Raw genomic sequence first — 24,737 nt, forward strand, 5'->3', positions numbered from 1 at the left:
GAGCGGTCTGGAGGGTGACTGCGGGCTTTCGTAGGTGTCGGCGCGGTGCCGGGCGGGAAGGCGCCGGACGGGCGAGTGCCCAGGGAAGGGCCCGCTCACGCGCGTGGCTACGGGACCGTAGGTTACGGCCTCGTAAGTATCGCAGTGCGCGGCCGCGCGGCAAGAGGCCGCGAGTCGGCGAACACGCGTCGACACCTATCCTTGGATCGGTCGGACAGCGCGGTCCGCTCTGTATCTCCCCCGGTTCCACGGCCGGGACCCCTCCCAGACGTGCCCACCAGTCTCCTGCCACCAGAAACGGCGGGATTCACCGCAAGGAGCCGCACCTGTGAGCAGTGCCGACGACCAGACCGCTACCACGGCCACCGCGAGCACAAGGACCGCGTCGGCCGGTACGAACAGCGAGCTGCGCGCCGACATCCGTCGCCTCGGCGACCTCCTCGGCGAGACCCTCGTACGCCAGGAAGGCCCCGAACTTCTCGAGCTCGTGGAGAAGGTCCGCCGGCTGACCCGCGAGGACGGCGAGGCCGCCGCCCGCCTCCTCGGCGGCACCGAACTGGAGACGGCCGCCAAGCTCGTGCGCGCCTTCTCCACCTACTTCCACCTCGCGAACGTCACCGAGCAGGTGCACCGCGGCCACGAGCTGCGCGCCAAGCGCGCCGCCGAGGGCGGTCTGCTCGCCCGCACCGCGGACCGCCTCAAGGACGCCGACCCCGAGCACCTGCGCGAGACCGTGCGGCACCTGAACGTGCGCCCCGTCTTCACCGCGCACCCCACGGAGGCCGCCCGCCGCTCCGTGCTCAACAAGCTGCGCCGCGTCGCCGAGCTCCTGGAGACCCCGGTCATCGAGTCCGACCGGCGCCGCCACGACACCCGGCTCGCCGAGAACATCGACCTGGTCTGGCAGACCGACGAGCTCCGGGTGGTCCGCCCCGAGCCCGCCGACGAGGCCCGCAACGCCATCTACTACCTGGACGAGCTGCACGCGGGCGCCGTCGGCGACGTCCTGGAGGACCTCACCGCGGAGCTGGAGCGCGTCGGCGTGGAGCTGCCGCGCGAGGTCCGCCCGCTGACCTTCGGCACCTGGATCGGCGGCGACCGCGACGGCAACCCGAACGTGACGCCCGACGTCACCTGGGACGTCCTGATCCTCCAGCACGAGCACGGCATCAACGACGCGCTGGAGATGATCGACGAGCTCCGCGGCTTCCTGTCCAACTCCATCCGCTACACCGGCGCCACCGAGGAGCTGCTCACCTCGCTCCAGTGCGACCTGGAGCGGCTGCCCGAGATCAGCCCCCGCTACAAGCGCCTCAACGCCGAGGAGCCCTACCGCCTCAAGGCCACCTGCATCCGGCAGAAGCTGGAGAACACCAAGCAGCGCCTGGCCAGGGGCACCGCGCACGAGCCGGGCCGGGACTACCTGGGCACGGCCGAGCTGATCCACGACCTCACGCTCATCCAGACGTCGCTGCGCGCCCACAAGGGCGGCCTGTTCGCCGACGGCCGCATGAACCGTACGATCCGTACGCTCTCCGCCTTCGGCCTGCAGCTCGCCACCATGGACGTGCGCGAGCACGCCGACGCCCACCACCACGCGCTCGGCCAGCTCTTCGACCGGCTCGGCGAGGAGTCCTGGCGGTACGCGGACATGCCGCGCGAGTACCGGCAGAAGCTGCTCGCCAAGGAGCTGCGCTCGCGCCGCCCCCTCGCGCCGTCCCCGGCGCCGCTGGACGCGGCCGGCGAGAAGACGCTCGGCGTGTTCGGGACGGTGAAGAAGGCCCTCGACGTCTTCGGGCCCGAGGTCATCGAGTCGTACATCATCTCCATGTGCCAGGGCGCCGACGACGTGTTCGCCGCGTCCGTGCTCGCGCGCGAGGCCGGCCTGATCGACCTGCACGCGGGCTGGGCGAAGATCGGTATCGTGCCGCTCCTGGAGACCACGGACGAGCTGCGCGCCGCCGACGTCATCCTCGACGAGATGCTGGCCGACCCGTCCTACCGCCGCCTCGTCGCGCTGCGCGGGGACGTCCAGGAGGTCATGCTCGGCTACTCCGACTCCTCCAAGTTCGGCGGCATCACCACCTCGCAGTGGGAGATCCACCGCGCCCAGCGCCGCCTTCGCGACGTCGCGCACCGGTACGGCGTACGCCTGCGGCTCTTCCACGGCCGCGGCGGCACCGTCGGCCGGGGCGGCGGCCCGTCGCACGACGCGATCCTCGCCCAGCCCTGGGGCACCCTGGAGGGCGAGATCAAGGTGACCGAGCAGGGCGAGGTCATCTCCGACAAGTACCTGGTGCCGTCCCTGGCCAGGGAGAACCTGGAGCTGACGGTCGCCGCGACCCTCCAGGCCTCCGCCCTGCACACGTCCCCCCGCCAGTCCGACGAGGCCCTGGCCCGCTGGGACGCCGCGATGGACGTGGTGTCCGACGCCGCGCACGCCGCGTACCGCGAGCTGGTCGAGGACCCGGACCTGCCGACCTACTTCCTCGCCTCCACGCCGGTCGACCAGCTCGCCGACCTGCACTTGGGCTCCCGGCCATCCCGCCGCCCCGGCTCGGGCGTCTCGCTCGACGGCCTGCGCGCCATCCCGTGGGTGTTCGGCTGGACCCAGTCGCGGCAGATCGTGCCCGGCTGGTTCGGCGTCGGCTCCGGCCTCAAGGCGCTGCGCGAATCCGGCCTGGACACAGTGCTCGACGAGATGCACGAGCACTGGCACTTCTTCCAGAACTTCATCTCCAACGTAGAGATGACGCTCGCCAAGACCGACCTGCGCATCGCCCGGCACTACGTGGACACGCTCGTGCCCGAGAACCTGAAGCACGTCTTCTCGGTGATCGAGGCCGAGCACGCGCTGACCGTCTCCGAGGTGCTGCGCATCACCGGCGGCCAGGAACTGCTCGGCTCCAACCCGGTGCTCCAGCAGACCTTCGCGATCCGCGACGCCTACCTGGACCCGATCTCCTACCTCCAGGTCGCGCTGCTCAAGCGGCAGCGGGACGCGGCGGCCGCGGGCGAGGAGGCCGACCCGCTCCTCGCGCGGGCGCTGCTGCTCACGGTCAACGGCGTCGCGGCGGGGCTGCGCAACACCGGCTGACGCCACGCCTTGAGATGTACGAGGGCCCCCTCACCCGCGCGGGTGAGGGGGCCCTCGTACATCTGGAGACCGCTGCCTCAGAGGCTCAACGCGGCGAACGCCGCCGACAGTTGGACGCCCCCGGCGAGCGCGAGTACCCCTGCCATCCGGTTCAGCCGCAGGCCCCCCGCCACCACCACCGCGGCAAGGAGCAGCGCTCCGCCCAGCGGCAGCCACGCGTGCAGGAAGCCCGGACCGCCGCTGCGGACGGCCTCGTCCGAGTCGGGCTTGACCACGACCGGGATGCGCTCGCCCTTGGGGGTCGCGACCGACTTGTCGATGACGACACGGTCGCGCGGCTTGTCGCCGGACGCGGGGGCGTACGGGCCGGTGCAGGTGTCGTCGCCGCAGCGCGCGAGGGACAGCGTGCCCCGTTCCCGCCCTCCGCCGGAGACCATCACGTATCGCGCCGAGTCCCACGACGCCCAGACACCGGCGGCCAGGATGAGAGCGGCGACGATCCCTGCCGCGCCCCGTAGTGCGTATGCGGGCATGGCGGCGATCCTTGGGGAGGCCACCACGCTCCGTCAACAGCCGACGGCGCGAACGTCCCGTACGCGAGAGTTGTCGTCCCGTACGCCGCAAGTGTCCCGTACGTCAGGAGTTGTACGTGCTCTGCGCCCGCTCCAGGCCCTCGGTGACGAGGCACTCCACGGCGTCCGCGGCGCGGTCCACGAAGTAGTCGAGCTCCTTGCGCTCGGTGCTGGAGAAGTCCTTCAGTACGAAGTCGGCGACCTGCATGCGGCCCGGCGGGCGGCCGATGCCGAAGCGGACCCGGTGGTAGTCGGGGCCCATCGCCTTGGTCATCGACTTCAGGCCGTTGTGGCCGTTGTCGCCGCCGCCCAGCTTCAGGCGCAGCACGCCGTGGTCGATGTCCAGCTCGTCGTGGACGGCGACGATGTTCGCCGTCGGGACCTTGTAGAAGTCGCGCAGCGAGGTGACGGGGCCGCCCGACAGGTTCATGTACGAGGAGGGCTTGGCGAGGACGACGCGGCGGCTGCCGGGGCCCATCGGGCCGATACGGCCCTCCAGGACGTGCGCCTGCGCCTTGGCGGCCCGCTTGAAGCTGCCGCCGATGCGGTCGGCGAGCAGATCGGCGACCATGAAGCCCACGTTGTGCCGGTTCATGGCGTAGCCGGGGCCGGGGTTGCCGAGGCCCACGATCAGCCAGGGGGCGCTGGGGTCCGTCGTCATCTCTGTGTCTCCTTCATGGCACCTTCATAGCGCAACCGCCGCCCAGTGCCTGGGCGGCGGTTGCGGTATGAACTGAGGGGATCAGGCCTCGGCGGCCTCGTCGCCCGCGGCGTCGGCCGGGGCCTCCTCGGCCTGCGCGGCCAGGACCTGCAGGACGACGGTGTCGTCGTCGACGGCCAGCTTGGTGCCGGCCGGCAGCGGGATGTCCTTGGCGAGGACGGACGCGCCGGCGTCCAGGCCCGCGATGGAGACCGTGACGGACTCGGGGATGTGGGTGGCCTCGGCCTCGACCGGAAGCGCGTTGAGGACGTGCTCCAGGAGGTTGGCGCCCGGGGCGAGCTCACCCTCGGTGTGGACGAAGATGTCCACGTTGACCTTCTCGCCGCGCTTCACGAGGAGCAGGTCGACGTGCTTCAGGATGCCCTGACGCATGGGGTCGCGCTGCACGTCCTTCGGGATGGCCAGCTCGGTCTTGCCGTCGATGTCCAGGGAGATCAGGACGTTCGGCGTGCGCAGGGCCATGAGCAGGGCGTGGCCGGGCAGGGCGATGTGGACCGGGTCGGTGCCGTGGCCGTACAGGACGCCGGGGACCTTGTCCTCGCGGCGGATGCGGCGGGCGGCGCCCTTGCCGAACTCGGTACGGGTCTCGGCGCTGAGCTTGACCTCAGACATGTTGCACTCCTCGTAGAAAGGTGAAAGGTGCGTCACCCGGCCACGACTGGCCTGCTACGAAGAGCGCGTCGATAACGGACCGCCACACACTGCGTTCTTACAAACGCGAGTGCGGCCTCCCTCGCCGAGCAACTTCGACAGTCTACTCGGAGCGGAGGCCGCACCCAAAAGGATCTTGCGTGGTGCCCGGGAGATGCCGGGCACGTGTGGCTACGCGGGGCCGCCCTGCTCCTCGAACAGGCTGGTCACGGAGCCGTCCTCGAAGATCTCCCGGACCGCGTTGGCGATGGTCGGGGCGATCGACAGGACCGTGATCTTGTCGAGCTCCAGCTCGTTCGGCGTGGGCAGCGTGTTGGTGAACACGAACTCGCTGACCTTGGAGTTCTTCAGACGGTCGGCGGCCGGGCCGGAGAGCACGCCGTGCGTGGCCGTCACGATGACGTCCTCGGCGCCGTGCGCGAACAGGGCGTCCGCGGCGGCGCAGATGGTGCCACCGGTGTCGATCATGTCGTCGACGAGGACACAGACGCGGCCCTCGACGTTGCCGACCACCTCGTGCACGGTGACCTGGTTGGCGACGTCCTTGTCGCGGCGCTTGTGCACGATCGCCAGGGGGGCGCCCAGGCGGTCGCACCAGCGGTCGGCGACGCGCACGCGGCCGGCGTCGGGGGAGACGACGGTCAGCTTGTCCTTGTCGACCTTCGCGCCCACGTAGTCCGCGAGGATCGGCAGCGCGAAGAGGTGGTCGACGGGGCCGTCGAAGAAGCCGACGATCTGGTCGGTGTGCAGGTCGACCGACACGATGCGGTCGGCGCCCGCGGCACCCAGGAGGTCCGCGACGAGGCGGGCCGAGATGGGCTCGCGGCCGCGGTGCTTCTTGTCCTGGCGGGCGTAGCCGTAGAAGGGCACGATCACGGTGATGCTCCGCGCGGAGGCCCGCTTCAGGGCGTCGATCATGATCAGCTGCTCCATGATCCACTTATTGATCGGAGCCGTGTGGCTCTGGATCAAAAAGCAGTCCGCGCCGCGCGCCGACTCCTGATAGCGCACATAGATCTCGCCGTTGGCGAAGTCGAAGGCCTTCGTCGGTACGACACCGATGCCCAGCTGATGTGCGACCTCCTCGGCCAGCTCGGGGTGGGCGCGGCCGGAGAAGAACATCATCTTCTTCTCGCCGGTCGTCTTGATCCCGCTCACAGCACAGTCTCCTCGGACGTGTTCCCTGGCCGCGAGGTCGCGCGAACCAGCCGAAAATTTCATGCACCCATCAGGTTTCGTGCACCTATCACGGTACGCGGTGTCAGGCGTACCTGTTTCCGGTCAGCTTTCGCCGACTGGATTTTCAGGGGCCTCGGGGGCGCGGGACGCGGCCTCCGCGGCCTTCGCGGCGGCGCTTCCCGGGCGCTTGCGGGCCACCCAGCCCTCGATATTCCGCTGCTGGCCCCGGGCGACGGCCAGCGAACCGGCCGGCACGTCCTTGGTGATCACGGAGCCGGCGGCGGTGTAGGCGCCGTCGCCAATCGTGACAGGAGCCACAAACATGTTGTCCGAACCGGTCTTGCAGTGCGAGCCCACCGTCGTGTGGTGCTTGGCCTCGCCGTCGTAGTTCACGAACACGCTCGCGGCGCCGATGTTGGTCATCTCACCGATCGTCGCGTCGCCCACGTAGCTCAGGTGCGGGACCTTGGAGCCCGCGCCGATCGTGGCGTTCTTCATCTCCACGAACGTACCGGCCTTGGCCTTCACGAGGAGCCGGGTGCCCGGCCGCAGATACGCGAACGGGCCGACGTTCGCCTGCTCCCCGACCTCGGCGCCGTCCGCGACCGTGTTGTCGACGCGCGCGCCCGCGCCCACCGTGGTGTCCTTCAGGCGCGTGTTCGGGCCGACTTCGCAGCCCTCGCCCAGGTGCGTGGCGCCCTGGAGCTGGGTGCCGGGGTGCACCACGGCGTCGCGCTCCACGGTGACCGTGGCGTCGATCCAGGTGGACGCGGGGTCGACGACGGTGACGCCCGCGAGCATCGCCTCGGTGAGGAGGCGGTCGTTCAGGACCCGGCGGGCGTCCGCGAGTTGGACGCGGTTGTTGATGCCGGCGATCTCGCGGTGGTCGTCCGCGACGCAGGCGCCGACGCGGTGCCCGGCCTCGCGCAGGATGCCGAGGACGTCCGTCAGATACTCCTCGCCCTGGCTGTTGTCCGTGCGGACCTTGCCGAGCGCCTCCGCGAGGAGCTGCCCGTCGAAGGCGAAGACACCGGAGTTGATCTCACGGATGGCGCGCTGCGAGTCGGTGGCGTCCTTGTGCTCGACGATCGCCGTCACGGCGCCGGACGCCCCGTCGCGCACGATGCGGCCGTAGCCCGTCGCGTCGGGCACCTCGGCGGTCAGGACGGTCACCGCGTTGCCGTCGGCGGAGTGCGTGCCCGCGAGCCGGGCCAGCGTCGCGCCGGTAAGCAGCGGGGTGTCGCCGCAGACCACGACGACGGTGCCGTCGATGGGCCCGCCGAGTTCTTCGAGACCGATGCGGACGGCGTGCCCGGTGCCGTTCTGCTGGGCCTGGTAGGCGGTGCGGACCTCGGGGTCGATCGCGGCGAGGTGCGCGGTGACGCGCTCGCTCTCGTGCCCGACGACGGCGACGAGGCGCTGCGGCGACAGCTCGCGGGCGGCGGCGAGGACGTGCCCGACGAGGGAACGGCCGCAGATCTCGTGCAGGACCTTCGGCGTGGCCGACTTCATACGGGTGCCCTCACCCGCTGCGAGGACGACGACGGCTGCCGGGCAATTGGCGCTCACGGGGATGCCCTTCGGCTTCGGATGCTTGGGGTGTGGACATCCGCAGGATACCGGGGCGTAGTGGGGCGGACGCATGGCCCGGGGGCAGCCCTCCCCGGCGGCCCGGACGCACGGCGGGCCCCGACCGCGGAGGTCGGGGCCCGTGCAGCTCCCGGGGAAGGAATCGAACCCTCATTCAATGGACCAAAACCATTTGTCCTGCCATTAGACGACCCGGGAAAGGCCGTGCGCCGCCCCGGCGGATCACCGGCTCGGCGTGCGGCTAACACTATGCCGTACGGCCTGCCTCCGACGCGACGGATCCCGCGAGGGATACGGGGACGGATCCGGGGACGGATACGGGGACGAACAGGAGGACTGCGACGGCGCGCGGCGGCCCCCGCCCTGCCCGGGATCGCCTTGCCGGAAACTCACCGGATACGGGGGCACCGACGCCCGTACGCTGGAAGGCATGACCACGACGGGGGACAGTGAAACCGCGGCCAGGACCGGGCCGTGGTGGTGGGAGCGGCGGCGCAGTGCCGTCCTTGACGTAGGCCTCGCGCTGGCCTCCGCGGCCGAGTGCGGCACGGAGGGCGTCCAGTTCGCGGACGACGCGGGGATACAGCCCGCCGTCGGTGTCGCCTTCGGCGTGCTCGCCGGGTCCGCCCTCGTGCTGCGGCGCCGCTGGCCGATCGCGGTCGTGCTGATCTCCGTCGCGATCACGCCCGCGCGCATGGGCGTCATGATGACAATCGTCGGCCTCTACACCCTCGCCGCCTCCGAACTGCCGCGCCGCATCATCGGCGCCCTCGCCGGCATGTCCCTCGCGGGCACGCTGATCGTCGCGCTGGTCCGCGCCAACCAGGACATGGCCAACGGCGACCTGACGATAGGCGAGGGGTTCATACCGTTCATCGCCATCACCACCTCGCTCGGCGTCACCGCACCGCCCGTCCTCCTCGGTCTGTACGTGGGCCAGCGCCGCCGCCTCATGGAGTCCCTGCGCGAGCGCGCCGACAGCCTGGAGCGCGAGCTCCAACTGCTCGCCGAGCGCGCCGAGGAGCGCGCCGAGTGGGCCCGCGGCGAGGAGCGCACCCGCATCGCCCGCGACATGCACGACGTGGTCGCGCACCGCGTGAGCCTGATGGTCGTGCACGCGGCGGCGCTGCAGGCCGTGGCCCGCAAGGACCCCGAGAAGGCCGTGAAGAACGCCGCCCTGGTCGGCGACATGGGCCGCCAGGCCCTGACCGAGCTGCGCCAGATGCTGGGCGTGCTGCGGGCCGACGAGAGCCCGCCGAAGCCCGCCCCCGCGCCGGTCCCCGTGCCGCTGGCCGCCGTCGGCGAGGCCGCCGACCGGGCCGCCTCGCGCGCCCGGCCCCCCGCCGAGCCCGACCTCGCCGAGGGCCCCTGCCTGGCCGAGCTGGACGAGCTGGTGGACCAGTCGCGGACCGCGGGCATGGCCGTGGACCTGTCCGTGGAGGGCGATACGCGGGAGTACGCGGCCGACGTGGAGGAGACCGCGTACCGCGTCGTCCAGGAAGCCCTCACCAACGTCCACAAGCACGCCGCGGGCGCGAAGACCTACGTCCGGCTCGCGCACCGCGACGCCGAGATCGCCATGCAGGTCGAGAACGGCCCGCCCCCGGAGGCGGGCGGCGCCGACGCGGGCCTGCCCAGCGGGGGCAACGGCCTGGTCGGCATGAAGGAGCGGGTGACGGCCCTCGGCGGGGTCTTCGTGTCCGGTCCGACGGACGCGGGCGGCTTCAGGGTGTCGGCGGTGCTTCCGGCGGCCGCCGGTCAGTGATCTTCCTCATAGGGGAGTTGGCCGAGTCCGTACGCCTGCGTGGCCGACGTCGTACGGGTCCTCTTACGGGTCCTCGTACGGGCACGGGTCTCAGACCGTCGTCAGCCGCACCGGCTGTGTGCCCGCGACCAGCGTGGTGAGGGCCTGGTCGATGTGCTGGCCCAGGAACCAGTCGCCGCTGTGGTCGAGGCTGTAGACCCGGCCCTCCACGTCCATGGCGAGCAGCGCCTGCGTCTGTGTCTCCTCGCCCAGCGGACAGACCTCCGTGCCGAGCGCGCGCCCCAGGTCGCCGAGGGTGCGGGCCAGGTGGAGCCCGTACATCGGATCGAGGTGCAGGGTCGCCGGGGCTATCTGGCGGCCGGGCCCCTGCGGCGTGATGTGCAGCCCGCCGAACTCCGCCCAGGCCTCCACGGCGGCCGGGAACACGGCGTGCTCGTGGCCCGCGGGCGAGGTGTGGCGGCGCAGGACGTCGGCCCAGATCTCGGCCTGCTTGATGTCCCAGCGGCCCGGCACCCAGCCGGCGGTGCGCAGGGCGGCGTCGACGGGCACGGGGAAGCGGGTGGAGTTCTCGGTGTGCATGGCTCGGCCCTCGTGGTGCGGGTGCGGGTGCGGATGGCGGCGGCCGGCGTGTGGGGCGCCGGGGGTCGTCAGGCGGCGGGCGGCCCGCGTCACGCGTCGGTCGCGGTCGGGTCGACGACGCGGACGCCGAAGTGCGCGGTGAGGGCGGTGCACGAGCGGCACGGGCGGGCGAAGGCGCCGTGCAGGGGGTCGCCGGCCTCGCGGATGCGGCGGGTGGTGAGCTTGGCGTGCTTGAGGGCCTTGCGGGCCTCGCCGCTGGTCATCGGCTTGCGGGAGGCCCGTTTGGAACGGCTCGCGTCGGCCGTCGCGAGGTGCCGGGAGATGAGGACGGCCTCCGCGCAGCGCCCCGTGAAGCGCTCGCGCTGGCCGCTCGTGAGGGTGTCGAGGAAGTCCTGTACGAGCGGGTGCAGATCCGGGGGATCCTCGCCGCGCCTCGGGGTGCCCGTCAGGGTGGTGCCGCGGACCGAGAGCGCGGCCGCCACGGTGGGCAGGATGCCGTCGCGCCGGTGGCGCAGGACGGGGGCGTCGGCGGGCGTGCTGCTCCAGCCGACCCGGGGGTCGCCGGTGACCCGGGGGTCTCCGGGGTCGGCTGTGGCGGTGCGGCCGGTCCCCGGGCCAGCGGCTGCGCCGGCTGCTCCGTGGGTCGTTCCGTGGCCGGTGGCGGGTGTGCCGGCCGGGCCGGCCATGCCGGTTGGTGCCGTGTGCATGTGGTGTTTCCCTCCCCGTGCCCGCGGTGTCAGCCGCTGGTGCCACGCCCCCGCGTTGCGGGAACAGACTGCCAAATGGGGCGCGCGGTGCGGAAGCTGGGGCTCTGCGACACGCCTGGGTTTCGTCTCTCGGTGACGGGCCCGTGGCGGGTGGTCACGGAATCGGAGGCCCGGTGACCGGTGTCGTCCTTACGCATAGGCTGTCGCTGTCCGTGAACCTCACACAGTGCCGCAGGGGGCAACCGCCATGACGACAGGTCGGCTCGGGGAGCAAGCCGCCCCACCGAACGCGGCCTATGCCGGGCAGGTCGTGCACTTCCCGGATCCGGTCCGCGCCGCCCGCCACCCCAGAGGCGTGCGAGTGGACGGCGACGGCTACCCGGACTTCTCGCCGTACGCGCGCGCGGCGGCCGAGATCGCCGAGCCTCCGGAGGGCTTCGGCGTGGACGAGCTGCGCCTCACGGACTACGTCTCGGCGAACGCGGCCCTCGCGGCCACCGGCCACGAGCTGTGGGACACGATCCCCGCCGTGGCGACCCCGCACGGCTGGACCTGGCACCACGTACCGAACAGCCGCCGGCTCGACCTGGTCCCCGTCGAGGTCAAGGCCCTGCTGCGGCACCACGGCGGAATCGCGACCGCGCCCGTCGACCAGAACAAGCGCGGCACCCGCCCGCTGCAGGAGACCCGCCCCGCGCACCTGTCCCTGCCCAAGGCGTCGGTCGCCGTCACCGAGGGCCAGATCGCGGGCGTCGAGGAGGACCTCGGCTACCGCCTGCCCGGCGCCTACCGCTCCTTCCTCAAGGTCGCGGGCGGCTGCGCCCCGGTCGGCACGGCCCTCGACGCGGAGCTCGGCCTCCTCATCGACCAGCCGTTCTTCACGGTCCGCGACGAGGCCGCCGTCAACGACATCGTGTACGTCAACAAGTGCCTGCGCGACCACCTCACCAAGGACTACCTGGCGGTGGGCTTCGTGCAGGGCGGTCTGCTCGCCGTGAAGGTCAAGGGCGACCGGATCGGCTCGGTGTGGTTCTGCGCGTACGACGACGCGCGGGACGTGGACGCCTCCTGGGCCCCGGCCGAGCGTGTGCAGCGGCTGCTGCTGCCGTGCGGCGACGACTTCGACGCCTTCCTCTCCCGGCTCGCGGGCAATCCGCCCGAGCTGGAGACGGTGGCGAACCTGATGGTGGACGGCGGCTTCGCGCGCGCCGTCCCGGTGGGGGAGTGAGCGATCCGATGGTGACCTTCGCGCAGGCGCAGGAGCGCGCCGAGGAATGGATCAACGGTGACGTGCCCGGACCCGGACACCGCGAGGTGCGGGTGCGGGAGTTCGAGCTCGGCTTCGTCGTGTGGGCGGAGGACCGCGAGGGCGGTCCCCGTTCGGACGGCGGCCACCAGCGGCTCGTCATCGCCCGCGACAGCGGCGAGGCCACGCTGTGGCCCGCCCTGCCGGTCGGCGAGGTGATCCGGCGGTACGAGGAGGAGTACGGCGTGCCTGACGCGGCACCCGAACCGGCTCCCGCCGCGCCCCGGCGCATGGACCTGAACCAGACGTCGTTCCTGCTCAGCCCGCCGGAGTGGCTGCAGGAGGCGGCGGACAAGCTGGGGATTCCGGATCGCCGGAACTCCGCGGCGTCTGCCGCGTCTGGTGCATCTGGTATGCCCGATACGTCCGGTGGGTCCGGGCCGTCGGTCCCGCCCGGCCCGTCCGACTCCTTTGCCCCGGCAGCCTCCGCCGCCCCGTCCGCACCCGAACCGGCGTCGGCGTCCCCGGTGCCCGCGGCGCCCGTCGCGCCCGGTGGCGGTACGCCGTGGCCCTCGGCCGGTGCGCCCGGTGGCGAGCACGGCTCCGGTGCCGGTACGGGCGGGGCCGCTGTGCCCGCTTCCGCGACGCCCTGGGCCGGTACCGACACGAACACGGGCGCCGACGACGAGGACGTCGCGGTGCCGCTGCCCGCGACCGTGTTCTCGCCGCCGCTGGTGGCCCCCGGCCGCGAAGGTGACGACGAGGTGCTGCCCCCGGTGTCGCCGGAGGCCAAGACCGCGCTGATGTCGGGCGGCAGCCAGCTCCCGAAGACGGCCCTCGCGCCCGCCCTCGACGATCCGCAGGCGGGTGCGCCGGGCGCGGGCCCGAACCTGCCGCCGCCTTCCGGTGCCGCCGCCGGTGGCCCGAACCTGCCTCCGCCGCCCGCGGGTTCCGCGGTGGGCGGTCCTGATCTGCCGCCGCCTTCGGGTGCTCCGGCGGGCGGTCCGAACATGCCGCCGCCTTCGGGTGCCCCTGCGGGTGGCCCGAACCTGCCGCCGCCTGCCGGTTCCGCGGTGGGTGGGCCTGGCCTGCCGCCGCCTGCCGGTGGTCCGGTCGGTGGCGCCAACATGCCTCCGCCGCCTGGCGGTTCGGCTGCCGGTGGCCCCAACGTGCCGCCGCCGTACGCGGGCTCGGGTGCCGGTGGCTCCGACTTCCCGCCGCCGCCCGCCGGTTCCTCGGCCGGTGGTGCCGGGCTGCCTCCGCTGCCCGACGGCTACTCCGCGGGCGGGTCCGACCTGCCGCAGACTTCGGGTGGTCCGGTCGGCGGCCCGAACACGCCTCCGCCCGCCGGTTCGTCCGGCGGCTCCTACGCGTTCCCGCCGCCCGGCGGTTCCGGCGCCCCGTCCACGTACGGGTATCCGCAGGGCCCTGACGCGTCCGGCGCCGTTTCGCCCGGTGCCGCGGACATCGCCGACGCCGCGACCAGCAAGGCGCAGGGCCCGCCGCCCGGCGCTCCCCGCGGTGGCAGCGCGACCACACCGCCGCCGCCGAGCGTCCCGGGCACGCCCGGCGCGGGGGCCACGCCTCCGCCGGCCGCTCCCGGCGCGCCCGCGGGTGCGTACGTGCCGACGCAGATGATGTCGCCGCTCGGCCCCGAGGGGCAGCCTCCCGGCGGGGGCGCGACGCCTCCTCCGGCCGGGGCGGGTGCGCCTGGCGCGCCTGCGGCTCCCGGTGTGCCCGCAGCTTCCGGTGCTCCCGGTGCCCCGCAGCCTCCTGGCGCTCCCGGTGCTCCGGGCACGCCTCCCGGCGGCGTGCACCACGCGGCGACGATGCTGGCGGACCCGAGCCTGGGCGGCGGCCTGAAGCCTCCGGGTGCCCCGGGTGCTCCCCAGCCTCCCGGTCCGCCCGGAGCCCCCGGTGCTCCTGGCGCCCCGCAGCCTTCTGGCGCTCCCGGTGCTCCGGGCACGCCTCCCGGCGGCGTGCACCACGCGGCGACGATGCTGGCGGACCCGAGCCTCGGCGGCGGCCTGAAGCCCCCGGGTGCTCCCGGTGCTCCCCAGCCTCCCGGCCCGCCCGGAGCCCCCGGCACCCCCGGAGCCCCGCAGCCCCCCGCTGCCCCAGGCGCACCTGGTGCCCCCGGCGCCCCGGGCGGCAACGTCCACCACGCCGCCACCATGCTCGCGGGCCCGGCCGTCGGCGGCCCCGGCGCACCCATGCCTCCGGGTGCACCCGGCGCACCCGGAACCCCGGGCGCCCCCGGCATGCCCCCGCCCGCCCAGGGCGCGGCCCCCGGCATGGGCCCCGGCCCAGGCATGGCACCGCCCCCCGGCCCAGGCATGGCACCGGCCCCGGGCATGGCCCCCGCCCCCGGCCAGCCGTACGGCTACCCGCACCCCACCGGCCAGCCCACCGTCGGCCCCGGCTACCAGGCCGTGTTGCGCTACCGCGCGCCCGACGGCTCCGAGCAGCAGCTCATCCGGCGGTCCGCGCCGGGTACGCCGCACCCGGAGTGGCAGATCTTCCATGAGCTGCGCGGCATGAACATCCCGCCGGACCAGGTCCTTGAGCTGCACACCGAGCTGGAGTCCTGTGATCTGCCGGGCGCGTACTGCGCGCGGATGATCCGGGAGACCTGGCCGCAGGCGCGCATCGCCTCGATCGCGCCGTACGGCAAGGATCACGCCTCGCGGCAGCAGGGCATGCAGCAACTGCTCGCGCACCAGGGCGAGCTGCACCAGGTCGCGGACGGCCCCGCGCGCCTCGCGCCGGTGCGCGCGCCGATGCAGCAGGTGCCGCCCGCGCCCGCGCTTCCGCCGGAGGGCGTGGCGCAGGAACTCGCGGGGGCGTTCGGCCCCGGTGTGTTCCGGTTCGACCAGCGTGCGGTGTCCCGTCAGGGCGTGCCGGACGTGGTGGCACACACGCTTGTCGTCGCGGGTCTGCCCGTCGACTTCGGCCCGTTCTTCTGGGCGCAGGCCCAGCCGGGGCGGCCGGTGCCGACGCTCGCGGAGATGGCCCAGGAGCGGGGCGTGCAGCCCGCGTCGGACGCCGGTTCGTACCTCGTCATGGGCAGCGACTTCGGGCGCGCGATCTGTGTCCAGTACGGCACGGCGAACATCGTCGCCGTCCCCGTCGAGGCAGGACCCGGCGGCGCCCCCGTGCCGCCGCAGTTCGTGAACACGGGCCTGCTCGAGTTCGCCCGCTGCCTGGGCCTGCTCGGCCGCATGTGGCGCCTTCGCTACGGGCTCAACCAGGAGCAGGCGGGCCGCTGGACCGTCGACTTCCAGACGCAGCTCGCCGCGCTCGACCCGGCCGCGCTCGCGTCGCCGGAGAGCTGGTGGTCGGTGCTGCTCGAGCAGATGTGGGACGGACTGCTGTAGCACCGAACAGCCTGGCCCTGCGAGGCGCCCGACCCGGGTGACGGGTCGGGCGCCTCCGTCGTGTGCGCTCGCGTACGCGGCCGCCGCCATGTGTGCGCGGTCGGCCCCGCGGGGCCCGATCAGGCCTTCGACGTACGCCGGAACGACAACACGATTCCGACTTCTGCCATTAATTGACGCATCCTTGAGCGGATGGCTTGGGCGGAGTGTCGCGTTATGACCACTTCCGCTTGATCCATCAAGATGTGCGCCAATCGCGTTGTACGCGGTCGGCGCGACGGCGAGAGTCTGTGTGGGCGAAAGAGGGGATCAAGGATGAGCGGCAGCGGTGTGTCGGTGTCACCTCATGGCTTCGTCGCCGTGCGCGGGCGCGGTTACCGTCCCGGGCAGGTGGACGCGTACGCGGACGCGCTCTCCAGAGACCGCGACGCGGCCTGGGAGCGGGCCGCCCGCCTCACGGTCCTCGCGCGGGACATGGGCGTCGAGGCCGACCGGATGCGCGAGGCCGTCGCGCGGCTCGCTCCGCAGACGTACGAGAGGCTCGGGCAACGCGCGCAGTACCTGCTCGCGCTGACCGAGGAAGAGGTCGCGGCCGTGCGCGAGGAGGCCGCGGCCGCCGTGCGCCGGACCGAGGAGAGCGCCGAGGCCTCGGCGGCCGCGGCGCGGGACTCCGCGACGGCGTACGCCGAGAGCGTGTGCGGCGAGGCGGAGGAGCGGGCGCGGCAGCGGCTGCTCGCGGACCGCGCCACCGCGGACGAGGCGCGGGTCGCCGCGCGCACGGACGTCAAGGAGTGGCGCGGCGAGGCGCTGGCCGCGCTGCGCGAGATGCGGCAGCGGACCAGCGGGCTCCTCGCCGAGCTGGAGAAGGACCACACCGAGCGCTGGGAGGCCGCCGAGCGGGAGATCGCCGAGCGCGAGGCCGAGGCCGAGGCGCACGAGGCGTCCCTGGTCGAGGCCGCCGAGGCCCGCCTCGCCGAGGCCGAGCGCGCCCACTCCCAGACCCAGGAGGCCGCGCGGCACGGCCAGGAGGACGCGCAGGCGCGCGCCGCCGACATCCTCGCGCGGGCGCGCATGCGGGAGGAGCGGGTGGGGCGTGAGACGGAGCGGATCCTGCGGGAGCACGGGGAGCGGTGGGACGAGGTCCGGGCGCACATGGACCATGTGCGGAGCAGCCTGGCCGCGTTGACCGGCCGGGGGCCTGACGGGGAGGGCCCCGGCACCGTGCCCGGCCCTGCGTCCGGCGGAGGGTCCTGACGGTCTCGTCCCGGGCTGCGGCCCGGTTGCCTCAGTCCCGCCGCTGCGCGGCGGATTGCTCCCACCCGCCCACCCGTGACCCTGTGCGTCATGGCTGCCGTTCAAGCAGACCGACCCGCGTGCACCCCACGGTTCCAGCAACGAGTGGGCGGGTGGGAGGCATCCGCCGCGTAGCGGCGGAGAAGAACGCACCCGCGGGCGGGTGGACGCGACGCGCGCCCACCACTCACGGTTCACGCGCCCCGCGCGTCCCGCGGGCCCCCGCGAGAATGAACGGCTCCACCGCCTCGTACCGACCCCGCTGCTCCCGCTGCACCGCCCGGCGCGAGCCGACCGTGCCGAGCCAGCCCAGGAGGAAGCCCAGGGGGATGGAGGCGAGGCCGGTCGTGGTGAAGGGGAACCAGTTGAAGTCGTGGTCGGGGAACGCGGCGTTGGGCGAGCCGGAGACCAGGTTCGTCCCCGTCATCAGCAGGGCGCAGCCGACCGTGCCGCCGATGAGCGTCCACAGCAGCCCCGCCCGGGTGAAGCGGCGCCAGAACAACGTATAGATGAGCGCGGGCGCGAGCACGGACGCGCCCAGGCAGAACGACAGCGTCACCAGCGGTTGCAGGCTGCGGTCCTGGATGAGGACGGCGAGGGTGATGGCGAGGGCGCCGATGGCAAGGGCCGAGCCGCGCGCGAGCGTCATCTCCTTGCGGGGCGCGAGATCGCGGCGGCAGGCCGCGAACACGTCGTGCGCGAGGGAGTTGGCGCAGGCGAGGATCATTCCGGCCACGGACGCGAGCAGCGTCAGGAAGATGGCGGTGGCGACGGTCGTGAACAGCAGGGTCTCGGCCGTGGACGCGTCCGCCCCGAACACCGCCCGCGAGCCCAGCAGATACGCCGTGTTGCCCTGCGGATCGTGCCCGGCGACCGCGGCCCGCCCGAGCATCGCCGTCGTACCGAACCCGATGACGGTGATGATGACGACGAAGAGCGCGACGGCGGAGACCGCCCACGACAGGGAGCGTCTTATCTCCGGCGCGCTGCGCGCGGTGTACATGCGCATCGTGATGTGCGGCAGACACGCCCCGCCGAGGACGACCGTGAGCTCGGAGCTGATCATGTCGAGGCGGGGGGCCGCACCGCCGTCGAACTGGAGGCCCGACTGGAGGTAGGCGGGGCCGAGTTCGCTGCCGCGCTGCGCGGCGAGCAGGAGCGCGCCCGGGTCCCAGTCGAAGCGGCGCAGGATGAGCGCGGCGACGACCGTGCCGGAGCCCAGCAGGATCACGATCTTGAGGATCTGGATGAGGGCGGTGCCCTTCATGCCGCCGATCGCCGCGTAGCTGATCATCAGCGCGCCGAGCGCGATCACGCAGCCGGTCTTCAGGCCGGGGCTGGAGAAGCCCAGTATGAAGGCCAGCAGATCGCCCGCGCCCGCCAGTTGGACGAGCATCAGCGGGAGCAGCGCGGCGAGCGTGGCCGCGCACGCGGTGATGCGCACCGCCCGCCCCGGCATCCGGCGGGCCAGCACGTCGCCCATGGTGAACCGGCCCGCGTTGCGCAGCGGTTCGGCCAGCAGGAACATCAGGAGCATCAGAGAGAGCGACGTACTCAGGGCCAGGACCACGCCGTCGTAGCCGAGCAGCGCGATGATGCCCGTGGTGCCGAGCACGGACGCGGCGGAGATGTAGTCGCCGGCGATGGCCAGGCCGTTGCGCATCGGCGTGAGGCCGCCGTACCCGGTGTAGAACTCGCCCAGCCCGTCGCGGTCCGGCCCTGTCATCACGCACAGCAGCAGCGTCAGGGTGACGACGGCCGTGAAGGCGACCAGGGACATGTTCTGTGCGGCGTCATCCACGGCCCGCCTCCAGTTCGGCCAACTTGCGCAGCCGAGCGGCCAGTTGGTCCAGACGTCGGCGCGCCGTGAACTCGTACAGCGCTATCGCGACGCACATCACCGGCAGTTGTACGAGACCGAGCAGCAGGCCCGTCGTCAGGCCGCCGGAGACCGTGCCGTTCATGAGCGACGGCGCGCAGGCGGACAGGAGCAGGAAGAGCGTGAAGTAGCCGAGCGCGGTGAGCGTGGCGACGCGGCGCTGGCGGCGGTAGGCGGTGCGCAGGACGCGCAGGTCGCGGTGGTGGCCGAGGGCGGGGTGGCGGGGTGTCGCACGTGGTGCGGGTGGGGGTGTCGGGGGTGGGGTGACGGGCTGCCAGGGGTAGGTGGCGTACGACGGGGACGAGTCGTGCGGAGGGTGGGTCATCCCGGTTCTCCTCTCCAAGCGCGGCTTCGGTCCGGTGCGGACCGCGAGGGAGTGGGTGGCCGAGAACGCTACTGGCAGGTAGGGGGATGGCGCGGGGTTTTCGCCGTACTGGTCAGTCGGTATGGGATTCCGGTAGTGGCGTATGCGTCAACTGTGGCTTTTGGGGCTGCGGTTGGGGTTGTGGTTGGGGCGTTTCGTCTTCCTGGTCGTCGTCCTGGATCACGGGGAACCGCCTCGGCGCCACGAACAGCAGCACCAGCAGGCACACCACCGCCGCGCACGCCGCCCCGACGTACACGGCGTCGACGGCCGCGTCCACCGCGCGCCGCAGCCGGTCCGCGTCCGCCACCGAGTCCGGGTCGTCCAGGGCCTTGGCCACCGAGTCGAGGGAGCCCGCGCCGCCCAGCTTCGCGCTGAGCACCCCGTTGGCGACCGCCCCGAACAGCGCGGCGCCGACGGTCTGGCCGATCTGGCGGCAGAACAGGACGGACGCGGTCGTCGTGCCGCGCTCCGCCCAGCCCACGGTCGACTGGACGCCGACGATCAGCGGGAGCTGGAAGAGCCCGAGCGCCGCGCCGAGCAGCAGCATGAGCAGGGCGGGCTGCCAGGCCGAGCCGGGGTAGGGCAGCAGGGGGAAGGTGAACAGGACGCAGGCGGCGGCGCCGATGCCGAGCATCGCCGTGTTGCGGAAGCCGATGCGCCGGTACACGTGCTGGCTGAGCGCCGCCGACACCGGCCAGCTGAGGGTCATCACGGAGAGCACGAAACCGGCCGCTATGGGCGCGAGTTGGAGCACCGACTGGGCGTACGTCGGCAGGAAGACCGTGGGCGCCACCATCACCAGGCCGAGCGAGCCGAGCGCCAGGTTCACGGCGGCGATGGGGCGCCGCCGCCACACCCAGCCGGGTATGACGGGGTCGGCCGCGCGCCGCTCGATGACGACGACCGCGGCGACGCACAGCAGCCCCGCGGCGAACAGCGCGAGCGACGGCGCCGACAGCCACCCCCAGGCGACCCCGCCCTGCACGAGCGCGGTCAGCAGGACGCCCCCGGCGGCGAAGACGGCGAGCGCTCCGGGCCAGTCGATACGTTTCCACACGTCGGTACGCGGCCCGGTCGCCGCGGTCGTACGGGCGGGCTCGTGCAGGTGGCGCACGATCAGCCAGAGCGCGACCGCGCCGATCGGCAGGTTGATGAGGAAGATCCAGCGCCAGTCCGTGTACGCGGTGATGAGCCCGCCGACCACGGGGCCCGCGACCGCCGAAGTGGCCCACACCGTGGACAGCTTGGCCTGTATCTTCGGGCGCTCCTTGAGCGGGTACAGGTCGGCGGCGAGGGTCTGGACGGTGCCCTGCAGCGCGCCGCCGCCCAGGCCCTGTACGACGCGGAAGGCGATGAGCGCGCCCATGTTCCACGCGAGCGCGCACAGCACCGAGCCGAGCAGGAACAGGATGCTGCCGGCGATCAGGACGGGCTTGCGGCCGAAGGTGTCGGAGAGCTTGCCGTACACGGGCAGGGTGACCGTCGCGGCGAGCAGATAGCCGGAGAACAGCCAGGAGAAGACGGAGAAGCCGCCGAGCGTGCCGACGATCTGCGGCACTGCCGTGGAGACGATGGTGGCGTCCAGGGCGGCGAGCGCCATGACGAGCATGAGCGCGGCGACTACGGGGCCGCGCTTGTCTGTACTCGGCATCCCGAGATTCCTTCCCCCTGCATCTATTGCCTCGGGTCACCTTCTCACCGGGTGGGCGGATCAGGGGAGGGTGGAGGGGCTGTCGGCTGGTAGGACGGGATCTCGGTCGGCGGGTGGGTGGAGCGACCCTGACAACGGCTCCACCGCTGGGTGGAGAACCCCTAGGGGAACCTCCGTACTACGGACAGGGAGACGTTGGTACCGACGGAGGACGAGAGCGCCTGACCTGGTCCTTAGATTTGCTTTATGCCGCGGGGGCCGGGGCACCGAGCGGGACGCCGACCGGGACATCGGCCAGAGCACTGAGACGAACCTCAGCTTCGGGGGTGGGGTTTTCCCCAGCAAAAGACTGCGCTCTGCACCAGGGCGCCGGACACCCCCCGCGGACCAGACTGATCAGCGTGAGCGAGCGGCTTGTGACGGGGCTCATCCCCGCACTGACACCGGGCTCATCTCATCACCCACATAGGAGACTTACCGTGACAACGGCTGTGACCACTCCCAGGCACGGGGGTACTGGAGGGCGTACGGCCGTGGCGGCTCGGGCACGCCAGGTCGTCAAGGCCTACGGCAGCGGCGAGACCCGAGTGGTCGCCCTCGACCACATCGACGTGGACATCGCCCGCGGGCAGTTCACCGCGATCATGGGCCCGTCCGGGTCCGGCAAGTCCACGCTGATGCACTGCCTCGCGGGCCTCGACACGGTCTCCTCGGGCCAGATCTATCTGGACGAGACCGAGATCACCGGCCTGAAGGACAAGAAGCTCACCCAGCTCCGCCGGGACCGCGTCGGCTTCATCTTCCAGGCGTTCAACCTCCTGCCGACGCTGAACGCCCTCGAGAACATCACGCTCCCGATGGACATCGCGGGCCGCAAGCCGGACCGCGGCTGGCTGGACCAGGTCGTGGAGACCGTCGGCCTCGCAGGCCGCCTCAAGCACCGGCCGACCGAGCTGTCCGGCGGTCAGCAGCAGCGCGTCGCCGTGGCCCGCGCCCTGGCGTCCCGCCCCGAGATCATCTTCGGCGACGAGCCGACCGGAAACCTGGACTCCCGCGCCGGCGCCGAGGTCCTCGGCTTCCTGCGCAGGTCGGTGACCGAGCTCGGCCAGACCATCGTGATGGTCACCCACGACCCGGTGGCGGCCTCGTACGCGGACCGGGTGCTGTATCTCGCCGACGGCCGCATCGTCGACGAGATGTACAACCCCACCGCGGACCAGGTCCTGGACCGCATGAAGCACTTCGACGCCCGGGGGCGCACGTCATGACCGTCCTCAAGACCTCGATGCGCAACTTCCTCGCGCACAAGGGACGCATGGCGCTCTCCGCGGTCGCCGTGGTCCTCTCGGTGGCCTTCGTGTGCGGCACGCTCGTCTTCTCGGACACGATGTCCACCACCTTCGACAAGCTCTTCGCGGCCACGGCCTCCGACGTCACGGTCAAGCCGAAGGACGCCGGAGACGCCGGGGACGAGGGTCCGAAGACGGGCAAGCCCGAGTCGCTGCCCGCCTCCGCGGTCGCCCAGGTGAAGAAGGCCGACGGCGTGAAGTCCGTCGAGGGCGCCATCACCAGCGACAGCGTCACGGTCGCCGACTCCAAGAACAAGAACATGGGCCCCGCCAGCGGCGCCCCCACCCTCGCGGGCAACTGGACGAAGAACGACCTGCGTTCCATGGAGATCACCTCCGGGCACGCCCCGCGCGGTCCCACCCAGGTGATGGTCGACGCCGACACCGCCGACAAGCACGACCTCAAGCTCGGCGAAGAGCTGCGCACCATCACGGCCGCCGGTGACTTCAAGGCGAAGATCTCCGGCATAGCCACCTTCAAGGTGACCAACCCCGGCGCGGCCGTCTTCTACTTCGACACCCCGACCGCCCAGCGTGAACTGCTCGGCGCCACCGGCCGGTTCACCCACCTCAGCGTCACCGCCGCGAGCGGCGTGAGCGACACCCAGCTCAAGCAGAACGTCACCAAGACCCTGGCCGCCGACGCCTCCGCGTACAAGGTCAAGACGCAGGAAGAGACCGCGGACGAGAGCCGCGAGTCCGTCGGCGGCTTCCTGGACGTCATGAAGTACGCGATGCTCGGCTTCGCCGGAATCGCCTTCCTCGTCGGCATCTTCCTGATCATCAACACCTTCTCGATGCTGGTCGCCCAGCGCACCCGCGAGATCGGCCTGATGCGGGCCATCGGCTCCAGCCGCAAGCAGGTCAACCGCTCGGTCCTGGTCGAGGCGCTGCTCCTGGGCGTCGTCGGCTCGGTCCTCGGCGTCGGCGCGGGCATCGGCCTCGCCATCGGCCTGATGAAGCTGATGTCCGGCATGGGCATGGAGCTGTCCACCAAGGACCTCACCATCGCCTGGACGACCCCGGTGGTGGGCATGGCCCTCGGCATCATCGTCACCGTCCTCGCCGCGTATCTCCCGGCGCGCCGGGCCGGCAAGGTCTCCCCGATGGCGGCCCTGCGGGACGCGGGCACCCCGGCCGACGGCAAGGCGGGCCTGGTGCGCGCCGCGCTCGGCCTCCTGCTCACCGGCGCCGGAGCCTTCGGGCTCTACACCGCGGGACAGGCGGACAAGGCGAGCGAGGGCTCGCTGTTCCTGGGCGGCGGCGTCGTCCTGACCCTCATCGGCTTCGTGGTCATCGGCCCGGTCCTCGCGTCCTTCGTGGTCCGCGTGATCAGCGCCGTGCTGCTGCGGTGGTTCGGCCCGGTGGGCCGCATGGCCGAGCGCAACGCGCTGCGCAACCCGCGCCGCACGGGTGCCACCGGCGCGGCCCTGATGATCGGCCTCGCGCTGGTGGCCTGCCTCTCCGTGGTCGGCTCCTCGATGGTCGCCTCGGCGACGGACGAGCTCGACAAGTCGGTGGGCGCGGACTTCATCATCCAGGGCGGCCAGCAGAGCATCACAGTCAAGGCCGAGAAGGAGCTGGAGAAGACTCCGTACATCTCGCACTTCACCCGCAACAAGGAGATCGACGCCGACATCACCCTGCCGGACGGCAAGACCACCAAGGACACGAGCCTCAGCGCCGCCGACCCGACGTACGCGAAGGACCTGCGCCGCGACACCATCGCCGGTGAGCAGTCCGCCGCCTACGGCAAGAACGCGATGTCGGTCGGCGAGGAGTACGCGAAGAAGCACCACCTGAAGGTCGGCGACAAGCTCAAGGTCGACTTCGACAAGGGCCGCACCGCCGAGCTCAAGCTCGCCGCGATCACCTCGGACGAGGGGTCGCTCGACAAGGGCGCGATGTACGTGAACATCGCCACGGTCGAGGACTATGTGCCCGCCAACCGCATGCCGCAGAGCGAGATCGCCTTCGCCAAGGCGGTCGACGGCAAGCAGGACGAGGCGTACAAGGCCCTCAAGGACACCCTGAAGCCCTACCCCCAGTACAAGGTCCAGGACCAGACCGACTTCAAGCAGGACCTGAAGGACCAGGTCGGCCAGATGCTGAACATGGTCTACGGCCTCCTTGGTCTCGCGATCATCGTCGCCATCCTGGGCGTCGTGAACACCCTGGCCCTCTCGGTGGTCGAGCGCACCCGCGAGATCGGCCTGATGCGAGCCATCGGCCTCTCCCGCCGCCAGCTCCGCCGCATGATCCGCATGGAGTCCGTGGTCATCGCCCTCTTCGGCGCCCTCCTCGGCCTCGGCCTCGGAATGGGCTGGGGCGCCACAGCCCAGAAGCTCCTGGCCCTGGAAGGCCTGAAGGTCCTGGAAATCCCCTGGCCGACGATCATCACGGTCTTCATAGGCTCGGCCTTCGTGGGCCTGTTCGCAGCCCTTGTCCCTGCCTTCAGGGCGGGCCGGATGAACGTACTGAACGCGATCGCCACGGAATAGTCCTCACCGGACGGGGGAACGGGGGAGGGCCGGGGCCAGGGGAATGTTCCCCTGACCCCGGCCCTATTTAGCCCGTCGAGGGGGTCCCCCCTGCTCTTTAAGAGCTTGGGGGAGTTTGAGGACGAGGCCGTTCAGGCCGACAGCGGGGGTCCAGGGGGCGGCAGCCCCCTGGTTACGGGAAGGAGCGGGGTTGGGGCGCACCCCGCGAGGGCC

The 24,737-nt window shown here is 72.2% G+C and carries 17 protein-coding genes and 1 tRNA gene; 7 read left to right on the plus strand and 11 right to left on the minus strand.

Annotated elements, in window-relative coordinates; translation table 11 throughout:
• Positions 1-328: 328 nt before the first annotated feature.
• Positions 329-3,097: a phosphoenolpyruvate carboxylase gene (ppc, locus tag IEY91_RS34070; RefSeq protein ID WP_373288083.1), complete on the plus strand. Its 2,769-nt coding sequence runs from the start codon at positions 329-331 to the stop codon at positions 3,095-3,097.
• Positions 3,098-3,174: 77 nt separating this feature from the next.
• Here the strand turns inward: ppc and IEY91_RS34075 are convergent, their stop codons facing one another.
• From IEY91_RS34075 to IEY91_RS34100, 6 genes are all read right to left on the minus strand, one after another.
• Positions 3,175-3,630 carry a hypothetical protein gene (locus IEY91_RS34075; RefSeq protein ID WP_189176952.1) on the minus strand — a complete coding sequence of 152 codons (456 nt, stop codon included), beginning with the start codon at positions 3,628-3,630 and terminating at the stop codon, positions 3,175-3,177.
• A 103-nt stretch (positions 3,631-3,733) separates the two neighbouring features.
• Positions 3,734-4,330 (minus strand): aminoacyl-tRNA hydrolase, encoded by a 597-nt coding sequence (gene pth / locus IEY91_RS34080; RefSeq protein WP_189176953.1) that lies wholly within the window; start codon positions 4,328-4,330, stop codon positions 3,734-3,736.
• An 81-nt stretch (positions 4,331-4,411) separates the two neighbouring features.
• Positions 4,412-5,002 (minus strand): 50S ribosomal protein L25/general stress protein Ctc, encoded by a 591-nt coding sequence (locus IEY91_RS34085; RefSeq protein WP_164324126.1) that lies wholly within the window; start codon positions 5,000-5,002, stop codon positions 4,412-4,414.
• 210 nt (positions 5,003-5,212) lie between these two features.
• The gene (locus tag IEY91_RS34090) at positions 5,213-6,199 is read right to left on the minus strand and encodes a ribose-phosphate diphosphokinase (RefSeq protein ID WP_164324128.1); all 987 of its coding nucleotides are present in this window, start codon (positions 6,197-6,199) and stop codon (positions 5,213-5,215) included.
• A 123-nt stretch (positions 6,200-6,322) separates the two neighbouring features.
• Positions 6,323-7,789 carry a bifunctional UDP-N-acetylglucosamine diphosphorylase/glucosamine-1-phosphate N-acetyltransferase GlmU gene (gene glmU, locus IEY91_RS34095; protein ID WP_164324130.1) on the minus strand — a complete coding sequence of 489 codons (1,467 nt, stop codon included), beginning with the start codon at positions 7,787-7,789 and terminating at the stop codon, positions 6,323-6,325.
• 148 nt (positions 7,790-7,937) lie between these two features.
• Positions 7,938-8,008, minus strand: a tRNA-Gln gene (locus IEY91_RS34100).
• 232 nt (positions 8,009-8,240) lie between these two features.
• Between IEY91_RS34100 and IEY91_RS34105 the strand changes: the two genes are divergently transcribed.
• On the plus strand, positions 8,241-9,575 hold the full coding sequence (locus tag IEY91_RS34105) for a sensor histidine kinase (protein WP_189176954.1): 1,335 nt from the start codon (positions 8,241-8,243) through the stop codon (positions 9,573-9,575).
• Positions 9,576-9,665: 90 nt separating this feature from the next.
• Here IEY91_RS34105 and IEY91_RS34110 read toward each other — a convergent pair whose 3' ends face one another.
• Positions 9,666-10,154, minus strand: a complete 489-nt coding sequence (locus IEY91_RS34110; RefSeq protein WP_189176955.1) for an SUKH-3 domain-containing protein — start codon at positions 10,152-10,154, stop codon at positions 9,666-9,668.
• Positions 10,155-10,243: 89 nt separating this feature from the next.
• Positions 10,244-10,861: a YwqJ-related putative deaminase gene (locus tag IEY91_RS34115; RefSeq protein WP_229697408.1), complete on the minus strand. Its 618-nt coding sequence runs from the start codon at positions 10,859-10,861 to the stop codon at positions 10,244-10,246.
• Positions 10,862-11,108: 247 nt separating this feature from the next.
• On the opposite strand from IEY91_RS34115, the gene IEY91_RS34120 reads away from it, so the two are divergent.
• From IEY91_RS34120 to IEY91_RS34130, 3 genes are all read left to right on the plus strand, one after another.
• Positions 11,109-12,089: an HNH endonuclease gene (locus IEY91_RS34120; RefSeq protein WP_189176956.1), complete on the plus strand. Its 981-nt coding sequence runs from the start codon at positions 11,109-11,111 to the stop codon at positions 12,087-12,089.
• Positions 12,086-15,484, plus strand: a complete 3,399-nt coding sequence (locus IEY91_RS34125; RefSeq protein ID WP_268240941.1) for an SUKH-4 family immunity protein — start codon at positions 12,086-12,088, stop codon at positions 15,482-15,484. Before IEY91_RS34120 ends, IEY91_RS34125 begins: the two co-directional genes overlap by 4 nt.
• Before the next feature lie 315 nt (positions 15,485-15,799).
• The gene (locus IEY91_RS34130) at positions 15,800-16,738 is read left to right on the plus strand and encodes a cellulose-binding protein (RefSeq protein ID WP_164324138.1); all 939 of its coding nucleotides are present in this window, start codon (positions 15,800-15,802) and stop codon (positions 16,736-16,738) included.
• Positions 16,739-16,964: 226 nt separating this feature from the next.
• On the opposite strand, the gene IEY91_RS34135 is transcribed toward IEY91_RS34130, so the two are convergent.
• The 3 genes from IEY91_RS34135 to IEY91_RS34145 form a co-directional block, all read right to left on the minus strand.
• Complete coding sequence (locus IEY91_RS34135) at positions 16,965-18,557, minus strand: sodium/solute symporter (protein ID WP_189177014.1); 1,593 nt, start codon at positions 18,555-18,557, stop codon at positions 16,965-16,967.
• Between the two features lie 13 nt (positions 18,558-18,570).
• A complete protein-coding gene (locus tag IEY91_RS34140; protein WP_189176957.1) occupies positions 18,571-18,981 on the minus strand; it encodes a DUF485 domain-containing protein in 411 nt (136 codons plus the stop codon).
• A gap of 112 nt (positions 18,982-19,093) precedes the next feature.
• Positions 19,094-20,674 carry an MFS transporter gene (locus IEY91_RS34145; protein ID WP_229697410.1) on the minus strand — a complete coding sequence of 527 codons (1,581 nt, stop codon included), beginning with the start codon at positions 20,672-20,674 and terminating at the stop codon, positions 19,094-19,096.
• Between the two features lie 479 nt (positions 20,675-21,153).
• Here IEY91_RS34145 and IEY91_RS34150 point away from each other — a divergent pair, with 479 nt between their 5' ends.
• Together IEY91_RS34150 and IEY91_RS34155 are read left to right on the plus strand one after the other, a co-directional pair.
• Entirely contained in the window at positions 21,154-21,942 is a 789-nt protein-coding gene (locus tag IEY91_RS34150) for an ABC transporter ATP-binding protein (RefSeq protein WP_164324143.1), read from the plus strand.
• The gene (locus IEY91_RS34155; RefSeq protein WP_189176958.1) at positions 21,939-24,524 is read left to right on the plus strand and encodes an ABC transporter permease; all 2,586 of its coding nucleotides are present in this window, start codon (positions 21,939-21,941) and stop codon (positions 24,522-24,524) included. The genes IEY91_RS34150 and IEY91_RS34155 overlap by 4 nt, the downstream gene beginning before the upstream one ends.
• Positions 24,525-24,737: the final 213 nt, after the last annotated feature.

The organism is Streptomyces lasiicapitis, from assembly GCF_014646335.1.
Lineage (GTDB): Bacteria > Actinomycetota > Actinomycetes > Streptomycetales > Streptomycetaceae > Streptomyces > Streptomyces lasiicapitis.

Excerpts from the sequence above, each read along its gene's own strand:
- IEY91_RS34140 (WP_189176957.1), bottom strand. The coding sequence starts at position 18,981 with ATGACCCACCCTCCGCACGACTCGTCCCCGTCGTACGCCACCTACCCC.
- IEY91_RS34135 (WP_189177014.1), bottom strand. The coding sequence starts at position 18,557 with ATGTCCCTGGTCGCCTTCACGGCCGTCGTCACCCTGACGCTGCTGCTG.
- IEY91_RS34075 (WP_189176952.1), bottom strand. The coding sequence starts at position 3,630 with ATGCCCGCATACGCACTACGGGGCGCGGCAGGGATCGTCGCCGCTCTC.
- IEY91_RS34120 (WP_189176956.1), top strand. The coding sequence starts at position 11,109 with ATGACGACAGGTCGGCTCGGGGAGCAAGCCGCCCCACCGAACGCGGCC.
- IEY91_RS34115 (WP_229697408.1), bottom strand. The coding sequence starts at position 10,861 with ATGCACACGGCACCAACCGGCATGGCCGGCCCGGCCGGCACACCCGCC.
- IEY91_RS34110 (WP_189176955.1), bottom strand. The coding sequence starts at position 10,154 with ATGCACACCGAGAACTCCACCCGCTTCCCCGTGCCCGTCGACGCCGCC.
- IEY91_RS34145 (WP_229697410.1), bottom strand. The coding sequence starts at position 20,674 with ATGCCGAGTACAGACAAGCGCGGCCCCGTAGTCGCCGCGCTCATGCTC.
- IEY91_RS34105 (WP_189176954.1), top strand. The coding sequence starts at position 8,241 with ATGACCACGACGGGGGACAGTGAAACCGCGGCCAGGACCGGGCCGTGG.
- IEY91_RS34155 (WP_189176958.1), top strand. The coding sequence starts at position 21,939 with ATGACCGTCCTCAAGACCTCGATGCGCAACTTCCTCGCGCACAAGGGA.
- IEY91_RS34085 (WP_164324126.1), bottom strand. The coding sequence starts at position 5,002 with ATGTCTGAGGTCAAGCTCAGCGCCGAGACCCGTACCGAGTTCGGCAAG.
- pth (WP_189176953.1), bottom strand. The coding sequence starts at position 4,330 with ATGACGACGGACCCCAGCGCCCCCTGGCTGATCGTGGGCCTCGGCAAC.
- IEY91_RS34130 (WP_164324138.1), top strand. The coding sequence starts at position 15,800 with ATGAGCGGCAGCGGTGTGTCGGTGTCACCTCATGGCTTCGTCGCCGTG.